The 10,238-nt window shown below is 44.0% G+C and carries 10 protein-coding genes; 5 read left to right on the top strand and 5 right to left on the bottom strand.

The genetic code is table 11. The features are described from left to right. Positions 1-212: 212 nt before the first annotated feature. Positions 213-1,235 carry an NADP-dependent oxidoreductase gene (locus HWQ44_RS00985; RefSeq protein ID WP_292713705.1) on the top strand — a complete coding sequence of 341 codons (1,023 nt, stop codon included), beginning with the start codon at positions 213-215 and terminating at the stop codon, positions 1,233-1,235. Between the two features lie 157 nt (positions 1,236-1,392). Beyond that, entirely contained in the window at positions 1,393-2,796 is a 1,404-nt protein-coding gene (locus tag HWQ44_RS00980; protein ID WP_292713703.1) for a collagen-like protein, read from the top strand. A gap of 3 nt (positions 2,797-2,799) precedes the next feature. Here the strand turns inward: HWQ44_RS00980 and HWQ44_RS00975 are convergent, their stop codons facing one another. Beyond that, positions 2,800-3,360: a nitrate transporter gene (locus tag HWQ44_RS00975; RefSeq protein ID WP_292713701.1), complete on the bottom strand. Its 561-nt coding sequence runs from the start codon at positions 3,358-3,360 to the stop codon at positions 2,800-2,802. A 726-nt stretch (positions 3,361-4,086) separates the two neighbouring features. Here HWQ44_RS00975 and HWQ44_RS00970 point away from each other — a divergent pair. Continuing rightward, the gene (locus HWQ44_RS00970; RefSeq protein ID WP_292713699.1) at positions 4,087-4,353 is read left to right on the top strand and encodes a Precorrin-3B methylase; all 267 of its coding nucleotides are present in this window, start codon (positions 4,087-4,089) and stop codon (positions 4,351-4,353) included. Between the two features lie 213 nt (positions 4,354-4,566). On the opposite strand, the gene xylB is transcribed toward HWQ44_RS00970, so the two are convergent. The 4 genes from xylB to HWQ44_RS00950 form a co-directional block, all read right to left on the bottom strand. Beyond that, a complete protein-coding gene (gene xylB / locus HWQ44_RS00965; protein WP_292713697.1) occupies positions 4,567-6,060 on the bottom strand; it encodes a xylulokinase in 1,494 nt (497 codons plus the stop codon). A 226-nt stretch (positions 6,061-6,286) separates the two neighbouring features. Continuing rightward, positions 6,287-7,774 (bottom strand): mannitol dehydrogenase family protein, encoded by a 1,488-nt coding sequence (locus HWQ44_RS00960; RefSeq protein ID WP_292713695.1) that lies wholly within the window; start codon positions 7,772-7,774, stop codon positions 6,287-6,289. Further along, positions 7,731-7,940 carry a hypothetical protein gene (locus HWQ44_RS00955; protein ID WP_292713707.1) on the bottom strand — a complete coding sequence of 70 codons (210 nt, stop codon included), beginning with the start codon at positions 7,938-7,940 and terminating at the stop codon, positions 7,731-7,733. The genes HWQ44_RS00960 and HWQ44_RS00955 overlap by 44 nt, the downstream gene beginning before the upstream one ends. Positions 7,941-7,981: 41 nt before the next feature. Continuing rightward, positions 7,982-8,137, bottom strand: coding sequence for a hypothetical protein (locus HWQ44_RS00950; RefSeq protein WP_292713692.1), 156 nt, complete (start codon positions 8,135-8,137; stop codon positions 7,982-7,984). 148 nt (positions 8,138-8,285) lie between these two features. Between HWQ44_RS00950 and HWQ44_RS00945 the strand changes: the two genes are divergently transcribed. Both HWQ44_RS00945 and HWQ44_RS00940 read left to right on the top strand, forming a co-directional pair. Next, positions 8,286-9,086 carry an SDR family oxidoreductase gene (locus HWQ44_RS00945; RefSeq protein ID WP_292713690.1) on the top strand — a complete coding sequence of 267 codons (801 nt, stop codon included), beginning with the start codon at positions 8,286-8,288 and terminating at the stop codon, positions 9,084-9,086. A 101-nt stretch (positions 9,087-9,187) separates the two neighbouring features. Further along, positions 9,188-10,183 (top strand): sugar-binding transcriptional regulator, encoded by a 996-nt coding sequence (locus tag HWQ44_RS00940; protein ID WP_292713688.1) that lies wholly within the window; start codon positions 9,188-9,190, stop codon positions 10,181-10,183. Positions 10,184-10,238: the final 55 nt, after the last annotated feature.

The following is a 10,238-nucleotide window of genomic DNA, read 5'->3' as shown; positions in this document are numbered from 1 at the left end:
GAGGCTTTGCGTAACCCAACATCCTGATATCTGTTGGGTTGCGCTCCGCTCCACCCAACCTACATCTCATGCACAATTTTTTTGCTTGCCATGCACGCCACTACATATACTTAGATTTTTTCAGGAATCAAATCGGATTTCTATATTTTCGGAATGCTTGCACACATCTGTATACTCATAAATGGTCAGATTAATTTAGAGGAAAATAACTGATGTCTGATTTAATTAATAAACAAATTATCCTTAAAAGTCGTCCCGTTGGCGAACCAAAAGAGAATGATTTTGCTCTAGTAGAAACACCAACTCCCGAACCAGGTGAAGGCGAAATTCTTAGCCGCACCATTTATCTATCTCTTGACCCTTATATGCGTGGTCGCATTAGTGCAGGTAAGTCTTATGCTGCATCAATAGAATTGGGTTCAGTTATTGTCGGTGGTACAGTCAGTCAAGTAATTAAATCAAATCATCCTCAATTTCAAGTAGGGGATTTTGTTCTTAGTGGTAATGGTTGGCAAACTTATGCTGTATCTAAAGGTGAAACACTGCGTAAACTTGATCCCACTCAAGCACCTTTATCCTATAGTTTAGGTGTACTGGGTATGCCTGGTCTGACTGCTTATGCTGCTTTACTTGATATCGGTCAACCGAAAGAAGGTGAAACTGTTGTGGTTTCAGCTGCTTCTGGTGCTGTGGGTGCGGTAGTAGGTCAAATCGCCAAAATTAAAGGTGCGCGAGTAGTAGGAATTGTTGGGAGTAACGATAAGCGGGATTATATAGTTAAGGAATTAGGTTTTGATGTTGGCATTAATCGCAAAACTCAAGAACTTGATTCAGCGCTCAAAGAAGCTGCTCCTAATGGCATTGATGTTTACTATGATAATACAGCAGGTGTAATTTTAGAAGCTGTGTTGCAGCAGATCAACCTTGGGGCCAGAATTCCACTAGTAGGTTTGATTTCGGAGTATAACGCTACATCTACTCCACCAGGGCCTAATTTAAGACCATTGCTAGTCAAACGGGCTTTGATTAAAGGTTTTTTAGTTGGCGATTACCAACATCGATTTAACGATTTTTTACATGATGTTTCTGGATGGTTACAGTCTGGTCAACTCAAGTATAGAGAAGATGTAGCTGATGGTTTAGAGAAGGCTCCTGCTGCATTCATCGGTTTACTTCGAGGTGATAATTTTGGCAAGTTGATTGTTAAGGTCAATGACGACCCAACGGCAGCTTAAAAAGATTCCTGACTTCTTGAAGAAGTCGGGGATCTGAATCTTTCAAATTATTTCCAAATGGGCGACAATTTTGGCATATCAATGAATAAAGGGGAGCAAATTGTTGAAAATCAGCGTCAGGAGTAGATAATCCAAGTAAAGTTTTAGGTGTAACTAGATGCACAATGGTTTTAGGAGTAAGCTGCCACTACTACTGACATTCTGCTTATTTACTAGCTTTTTGCCTGCCTCTGGTTCAGTTTTATGTCCAGCCGTTGCCTCTGACGAATACTATAAAGTAGCCAGAAATTATGGCAGAGATGGACGCACAGGAACCGATGGGCGATCGGGTAGAGATGGTGGTAGCGGTGAAAACCAAAATATTTTTGTCAATGGTTCACCTGTGAATCTTGATTTGTCGGGTAAAGATGGTGAAGACGGGGAAGACGGGGAATATGGCGATCAACCTGACTGTGGTTCCCAACGCGATCGCGTCAGCCATGATATAAATGCACCAGATGGCGGTAGTGGCGGTAACGGTGGCAAAGGAGGAAATGGGGGAAATGGTGGTTCCCTGACAGTGTATTACAGCAATTTGGCAGATTTACGAAACATTTCCATTAGGGCAACTGGTGGAAAAGGCGGGCGCGGTGGTAGAGGTGGCAACGGTACGGAGGGTTGTAACTGTCACAGACGGAGATGGGAAGTAAAAACCTGCCAGGGAACTCCCGGTAGCCCTGATTATAAGTGTACTGAGAAGGTTTATCGATGTAGTGACGGTAGCGATGGACGAGATGGCAGTGATGGTAGCGATGGTAGCCAAGGACGCTTAGGAACTTTGAGTATTGTCAATAGCAAGGAAGCTTTGGCAGATGATAATCCAACTGTGCAGCTAGCAATTTCGCAACTGGTAAACAAACAATTCAACCTCTCGAAGAACAAGTGGAATCAACGCATAGGGGCAACTTCTCTACTTGCGCCTGGTGCTGCGATCGCTGATGATTATCGAGAGTTTGAACAGCGTCTAGAAGAGACTTTTCAAATAATTTGGCAAGAAAGACAACCCATTACCAGTTTTGGCAATCAAGCTGTAACATTAAATTTAACTGATAACAAACAAGTAGAAATTACTTTTTCTGAGGAATTATGGGTTGAGGGTAGCACTAAGAGTGAGGCTAACTTAACAACATTTACTGTTAACCATGCCATTCCTAAAAAAGATGTTACCCGGTTAGCGGTGGCAGAGTTTGCCGATGCCGGACAAAACCTCAACTTAAAAATAGTTGATTTGGCAGCAAAGTCTGATGCCATTAATACTCAGTTTCGCGTGAAATTTCGCGCCCAGGATAGCTTGCACGGTTTTTCTGGCTACAAAACTGAATATGAAGGCGATATTCCCAACGAACTTGTGACTCGTGACTATAACCGTTTTACTCTAGCTTTGGGCAAGCTGAAAATTCCTGACGAAGCTTTACGCCCTGGTGTCAACGTTGATATTGAAGTCGTAGCAACTCGTTCTTTGGGAATACGTTCTGCAAAGCAAACTATTAGCTGGCAGGGTACAATTCGCAAGCCTAGATAAAGTTTAGGAAGATTTTTTCCCATCTGAAACCATTTGCGATAGAATGTAGGCTGCAAAATCTAGTAACTGATCCAGTAAAAAACCAATAATACCGATATAGAGGCTCACCTGAATTATATAATCAGTATTGCCAGCTTTATAAGCTTCCCAGAGGGTAAAACCAAGTCCTTTTGGGCCTGTTAACATTTCTGTGGCAATAACTATAAACCAGGCTACCCAAATGCTAACTTTCAAAGCATGAAATATATGAAATATAGCTACTCGAAAGTTATTATTCTGTCTCTGAAAATGTCGCATCCCTATTGCTGTATTAATAATCATTGTCCAGAGAGTTCCCAAAAAAACTACTATAATAGCAGCCGAGTCGCTCTCTTGAAAAGCTATTAGGGCAATAGGTAGCAATGCTATAGGAGGGATACTATGTGGTATCTGAAATATCAGCCTAAATAGCTGATAAATCATGCTATTCATCCCGATTAAATATCCGATGAAACTACCCAATACAGCGGCCGGAATGTAACTCACAAATAACCGTTGTAGGCTAGCTAAAATGTCTAGAAACATATTATTTTCTCTGCCTCAGTTCTCATGAAAAATATTTGGGAAATACTGCGGCAATAACACAAAATTGTGCATAAAAAGTGTATTCAATTACACGTTCTCTTTGATTAATACAAGATTTTTTCTATCTTCTCCTCCCTGATGACTAATCAAAAAAATTAGGTATTATTACGATGTGATAGTAGTAGTACAAAGAAGAGTTCAAACTTGGCTTTACTAAACATTATCAGAAAAGAAAATCCTGATTAGTAAATTAAATACAATTTCCATAATTTACTTGCTTGATGATTGTACTAAGTATGAATATCTAGAATATTTAGTACTAAATAACTAGCAGAATTTGTTATTAGCAATACAGAATATCTATCAAATAGGTGAGTGAATCCAATTTGGTTCGGTTAAGGTTTTAACAATAATTACAAAGATATATAGCAATCATAAATGAGTTTTGAAAATTTGCGTTGTCCAGATCCCCTATTTCTTTGAGAAGTCGGGGATCTAATTTTTCACGAATGATTTAGGACTGCTATAGCTTTAAACGTATAGCAATAGTTAAACATCCAAGCTATCATCAAAATATGGCTATTATGGTATTGAATCTATTTAGGTTTAACTTGCTAAAGATATTTTGCAACCCCTTATTAGTGAAAGATTTGATTGGTATTAGTTGCAATTGTCAAGATAAGTCGGACTCGTTAGGATGGCATTAGAAATTTATAGCATTTGAGTATGACCAAGCAAGAGGCTCCACTTACGGGAGACGCGCTGATTAAAGAAGTCTGTCGGCGGATTCGAGTAGCCCGTAGCTATTGGGATGCTCACAACAATGCTGCTTGCCGGGGTGAACGCGATCGCGCCTTAGCCCTTTACAATACTCTGACCAAGGAACAAAAAGAGCAGATTCCGCAAGTGTTGCGGGTGTGGCTGCGTTACCGCAGTGAGAAATACTTTGGCCCACACCGAACGCCACCCAAGTCAGCACGAAAATCAAAATAGTCTTCTCATATCAAGTCCGGTTAATTACTTATGATTACCGCATCCGTGCAAAAATCAGGAAAACCCCTTTCTCCCTGCACCCTGCTCCCTGCACCCCTGCGGTCTAAATGATAAGTTTTTACCCGAACATGATATGAGACGAGGAATGGGGAGTAGGAAGTAGTTCAATTATTTGAAAAGTGCTTTAATCCTGCTTTTGGCGATGGTATTCTGTCAACGAACAGCTTTCAAGGTATCGTAAAGTAGCTTGTAGCGCTTAAATCCTGCTTCATACAAAGGATTTACCTGCGGCTGTACTACATTACTATCCGGCGCTAGCATCTTGAGTGCGGCTTCTAAATTGGGGTAGACACCAATCCCCACCATTGCCAAAATAGCTGCTCCGTAAGCAGCTCCTTCTTCGGCTTTGGGAGCAATAAGTTCTGTTTGCAAAACATCTGCTAAAATTCGTAACCAGATGTGAGAACGTGCGCCTCCACCCGTTGCTAAGAGTTGATCGATGGGAGCGATCGCACTAATTACCTCCAATGCCTCCCGCAAGCTAAATGCAACTCCCTCCAGCACAGCGCGAATTATATCTGCTTGCGTATGAGCTAATGACAAATTCACGAAAGCACCGCGAGTATCTGGATCGAGGTGGGGACTACGTTCTCCGGCGAGGTGGGGTAGAAATAGAACACCACGCGCCCCAGGCTGTGATCGCTCTGCCATATCCATCAAATCGCTGTAGGATATATGCGGTGCAAATGTATCTCGATACCAACGCAGAGAACCACCTGCTGCTAGCGTTACTCCCAGCAGATGATAGCCACCATCCACATGACAGAACAAATGCACCCGACCTTCGGGATCGGGAATTGGGCGGTCGCACGGTGCAAAAATCACTCCCGATGTGCCAATACTCAAACTACCCCGATTGAGGTTGCTGGATGAGATGCCCAAACCGATGGCGGCTGCGGCATTATCACCTCCGCCTGCGATTACAGGTAATCCTACAGGTAATCCCACGCGGGCGGCTATTTCTGATTTTAACCGTCCAGCGATCGCAGTAGATTCGATGACTGGGGGGAACAATGCTGGATTGATATCGAGAGTATGGAGAATATCTGTATCCCATTGCCGATTCGCCAGATTCAGACAGCCAACACCAGAGGCATCTGATGGTTCTGTCACTGCTTCGCCCGTTAGCACATATCCCAAATAATCTTTTGGTAAAAGAATTTGCCACAAACGAGTGTATGCTTGTGATTCTTCAGTTCGCAACCATAGAAGCTTCGGTAGTTGAAACCCTGTAATTGCCGGATTTCCAGTCCGCTGAATCAACTCCTGACGGGGAATAGCGGCTTCAATTTCAGCAACGGCTTTACCCGTGCGCTGATCGTTCCACAAAATTGCTGGTCTAATTGCTTTGCCTTCTACGTCGAGAGGAACCATGCCATGCATTTGTCCAGACAAACCGAGGGCGTAGACGCGCAGCGGCTTGTCGCCAGACATCGCACGATGTCCGTTTAGCTGTTGAGTAACATCAAACAGAGCATCCAAACTCGCTTCCACCCAATCTGATGAGTTCTGTTCCGTCCAACCGGGTTGTGGAGTTAACAGGGGATAGCTTCTGGTTGACTGAGCGATAATTTGCCCTTGCAGATTAACTGCGATCGCTCGTACTCCTCCTGTACCCAAGTCTAAGCCAACTACGATGTCAGTCAAGTCGCTTCGCTCCAATTAAAAGTTATGAATTAAAAATTGAATAAACAAATCTTAATTTTGCATTTTTAATTCCCGATAGCGTAGCGTTAGCGAGTCCGCGAGCGTCAGGGTGGGAGCTTGTACACAAAATTAATTCAAAAAAAGTCAATTGCCCCTCCAAATTTTTAAGATTCAGAAGGCGGAAATTAAACTTCCGCCTTCAAAGATCGTGGCTTTCACTCTCTGGTTAAGTTTTGACTAATGTTTCCTTCGCTCCAAACTCATACAATCGGCGTAAATGATTCGTAACTGACTCGACAAAACGCGATGACTGCGATAAATCACCAAAAATCTCAGTTAGGTTGAGCAATGGTTTGGCATCAGAGCCACTCAAACCAGCTAGTTGAGTCAAAGTACCTGCTATTGGATCATCAATAGCAACAGGTTTACCTTGGTCATCCAGCCCATTGAGGTAACGGAACCAAGCAGCAACCGTTAGGCTCATGTAGTCAATGGCTCCTCCTTGATGCAGCGCGTCACGGACTGAGCCTAAAACAAATTTTGGCATTTTGGCGGAGCTATTCAGGCAAAGACGCGGGAGTTGATCGCGAATCTTGGGATTGGCAAAGCGTTCAATTAAGGTCTTTTTGTAATTATCTAAATCAATCCCCGGTACAGGTTGAAGTGTGGGCGTAACTTCTGCCATCAAACGATCGACAGCTTGCCGAATTAATGGATCTGCCATGACCTCATGGACGTATGTATAACCAGCCAAGGAGCCAAGATAGCCAATCAACAAGTGACTGGCATTGAGCAACCGGATTTTCATCATCTCGTAAGGATGAACATCGCTAGTCATCTGCACGCCAACTGATTCCCAATCGGGTCTACCTGCACTGAAATTGTCTTCGACTACCCACTGAAGGAAGGGTTCGGCAACAACTGGAAAGGCATCATCGATGTTAAATTGTTCCGCCACCATTTTGATATCTGCTGGGGTGGTGGCGGGGGTAATGCGATCGACCATGCAGTTAGGAAAAGCTACCTGTTCAGCAACCCAATGCCCCAATTCCGGGTTCTGCATTTGGGCAAATGCGGTTAACATTTTGCGGGCAATTTTGCCGTTACCTTGGAGATTGTCGCAGGACAACACGGTAAATGGTGCTATTCCTTGTTGACGGCGGCGATTAAGGGCTGCTGTCAAAAAGCCATATACTCCAATTGGTTCATTAGGATGTTGCAAATCGTACTGGATTGTTGGGTGATTGGCATCAAATTCACCGCTACCTTCAATATAGTAGTAGCCTCCTTCGGTAATGGTGAGAGTGACGATGCGACATTTGGGATCTGCTAAGGTGTCAATCACAGCTTGGCGGTTATCTGGGGCAAAGAGATATTTTGTAATTGCCCCAATCACACGAGCGCGAGCGCCTGCTGGTGACTTTTCCACTAAAGTATACAAACAATCCTGTGATTCCAGTGCATCCCGCATTCGTTTGTCGAATTCTAGTAGCCCAACCCCGCAGATTCCCCATTGACTACCGGGATTTTGATGAAAGTAATTATCCAGATATAAAGCTTGATGTGCGCGATGGAACCCACCCACACCGATATGGACAATACCGTTAGTAATTTGATGGCGATCGTAATTGGGTACGCGAATGTTATCTCCTAAATGAGACAGAGATGCTTCATTCAGCTTGATTACTGATCCTGTGCTGATATTGCTGTTCATGGGATTCATCCTGGGTTAGGTGGTGACGATGAACTTTGAGAATGACTTCACCGTCGCGATCAAACAGATGGCAAAGCTCACTGTTAATGGAAATAGGAACGTAATCGTGCATTTTCGCTGGATTATCTCCGTCTGTTTGCACAACTATGGTTTCGCCACCTGCAATCTTGATGTAGAGATAGGTTTCTCCGCCTAATCGTTCTACGACTAATATCTCACCATGTCGCCATTATTAACTGTGGCGATCGTCAGTCTAGTTTTCTCTCCGGCTTGGGAACGCGGTGAACAAGCACATAGCAATTGCGCCAGCATCACTCCAGCGAGAAATGCAGCTAGCACTTTAGCGAAGCGGCGGATACGCATCGCATAACTCCTTTAAAGTAAAAAACCGAACGAAATAAATTTTTGATTTTATGCTCTAATTTTGGGCAAAAGCTCAATAATAGAAATCATACCAATCTCATTGCAATCACAGGTATTTGCAACAATTCTTCAATAAAAGGTTAAAAATATGACGGCAAAAGCAACTTATCAATTTGCAGGTAAGACTATCCTAATTACTGGCGGTGCAGGAGATATTGGCAAGGCAACTGCACACCGTTTTGCTGCTAATGGCGCAGGAATAGCCCTGCTAGATTTGAATGAACCGAAGATGGCAGATGTGGCTGGGGAACTAAAAGGTTACAACGTTCCAGTTGGCACGTTTCGCTGTGATGTTACAGCTAGTGATGATGTTGCCAAAGCCTTTACTAGCGCTGTAAAGCAGTTTGGGCGAATTGACTATGTATTTAATAATGCAGGCTATCAAGGAGTGTTTGCCAAGACCGACGAATATCCTGAAGACGACTTTCAAAAGGTGATCAACATTAACGTTGTCGGCGTTTTCCACATTCTCAAGGCGGCTGCACAACAATTACGCGATGCCGGTGGAGGTGCGATCGTCAACATGGCGAGTTACGCAGGGGTGGTTGGGCCACCAAATATGTTGGCTTATGCCGCTTCTAAATTTGCTGTCATTGGTATTACTCAAACGGCAGCGAAAGACCTGGCTCCCTACGGCATTCGGGTAAATGCACTCTCCCCTGCGCTCATCGGCCCTGGTTTTATGTGGACGCGGCAAACCGAATTGCAAGCAGCAGTAGGGTCACAATACTTTGATGCCGATCCCAAGGTGGTTGAGCAACAGATGATCGATTCAGTGCCAATGCGGCGTTTAGGAAGTTTAGAAGAGGTGGCAAATGGAGTAGCGTTTTTGATGAGCGAAGAAGCAAGCTACATTACTGGCTTTAACTTGGAGGTGACTGGGGGATAATAGAAATTTAAAAATAATTGAGCAAAAATTATATCTTTGGGCATAAAGTCAAAATAATTCAATCATCCCTTTGATAGATCCATAGTTTTTACAGGTAGTATATGGGACAACCTTTTTTAGAGCGGCGCGATGCTAGCAAGGCTGGCTTGCCCCTTAGGGCGCGAAAATTAGACCTAGCTGCTCATGCTGCTTGGCTCTATTACATCGCAGGCAATACGCAAGAAGAAATTGCCGCCAAGCTCAATGTGTCCCGTCAAGCTGCACAACGCTTAGTGGCACTGGCAGTCAGTGAAAAATTGATTAAATTTCGACTCGATCATCCCCTGAGTGAATGCATTGCTCTAGCTGAATCGTTACGCGATCGCTTTGCTCTGTCACTTTGTGAAGTAGTACCAACTGACGCAGGTAGTGGTGATACATTATACGGAATTGGTGTATGTGCTGCCACCCACCTAGAGGCTTACCTGATGGCTAAAACCCCGACTATACTAGCATTGTCATCAGGTCGGACATTGCGAACAATGGTAGAGCAGATACCCTCAATGAACCAACCCCAGCATAAGATTGTGTCAATTATTGGCAACATGTCCCACTCAGGGCGTGCAGGTCGTCATGAAGTGGTTATGCATTTATCCGATCGCGTCGGTTCCCAAGCTTACCCAGTGCCGACTCCCGTTGTTGCGACTAGCATTGAAGAACGAGAACTTTTGCAGACTCAGCGATCGTTTATCGCCGTCAAAACTCTTGCAGAGCAGGCCAAAGCAACCTTTGTCGGCATTAGTCACATTGCCTGGAATGCTCCATTACATCAAGACGGCTTTATCAATGACGATGAAGTGGCTGAATTGATTGAACTGGGAGCAGTAGGAGAAATTGCCGGTTGGGCTTACAGCGATCGCGGAGTATTGCTGCAAGAGGGGACAAACAGTCGGGTTGCCAGTGTAGCACTCGAACAACCAGCTCATCGATTGATTATTGGTGTGGCGGGCGGTGTGAGAAAGGCAGAGGCGATTTTGGCTGCTCTGCATGGCAAGTTAATTACAGGACTGATTACCGATGAAGCTGCTGCCCAAATGATTCTTTCTAAGATTTATTAAGTACTAAGTGAAATCTCCTTAAGAGCATGAGCCGCACTGACTCTCTTCTACAATG

It is taken from the genome of Nostoc sp. JL34, assembly GCF_017114945.1.
Lineage (GTDB): Bacteria > Cyanobacteriota > Cyanobacteriia > Cyanobacteriales > Nostocaceae > Nostoc.
This window is presented reverse-complemented; position numbering and strand designations above follow the sequence as displayed.

What these genes read in the sequence shown, in the direction of transcription:
- HWQ44_RS00975 (WP_292713701.1), bottom strand. Translation starts at nt 3,360, where the DNA reads ATGTTTCTAGACATTTTAGCTAGCCTACAACGGTTATTTGTGAGTTAC.
- HWQ44_RS00940 (WP_292713688.1), top strand. Translation starts at nt 9,188, where the DNA reads ATGGGACAACCTTTTTTAGAGCGGCGCGATGCTAGCAAGGCTGGCTTG.
- HWQ44_RS00960 (WP_292713695.1), bottom strand. Translation starts at nt 7,774, where the DNA reads ATGAACAGCAATATCAGCACAGGATCAGTAATCAAGCTGAATGAAGCA.
- HWQ44_RS00945 (WP_292713690.1), top strand. Translation starts at nt 8,286, where the DNA reads ATGACGGCAAAAGCAACTTATCAATTTGCAGGTAAGACTATCCTAATT.
- HWQ44_RS00985 (WP_292713705.1), top strand. Translation starts at nt 213, where the DNA reads ATGTCTGATTTAATTAATAAACAAATTATCCTTAAAAGTCGTCCCGTT.
- HWQ44_RS00980 (WP_292713703.1), top strand. Translation starts at nt 1,393, where the DNA reads ATGCACAATGGTTTTAGGAGTAAGCTGCCACTACTACTGACATTCTGC.
- HWQ44_RS00950 (WP_292713692.1), bottom strand. Translation starts at nt 8,137, where the DNA reads ATGCGTATCCGCCGCTTCGCTAAAGTGCTAGCTGCATTTCTCGCTGGA.
- HWQ44_RS00970 (WP_292713699.1), top strand. Translation starts at nt 4,087, where the DNA reads ATGACCAAGCAAGAGGCTCCACTTACGGGAGACGCGCTGATTAAAGAA.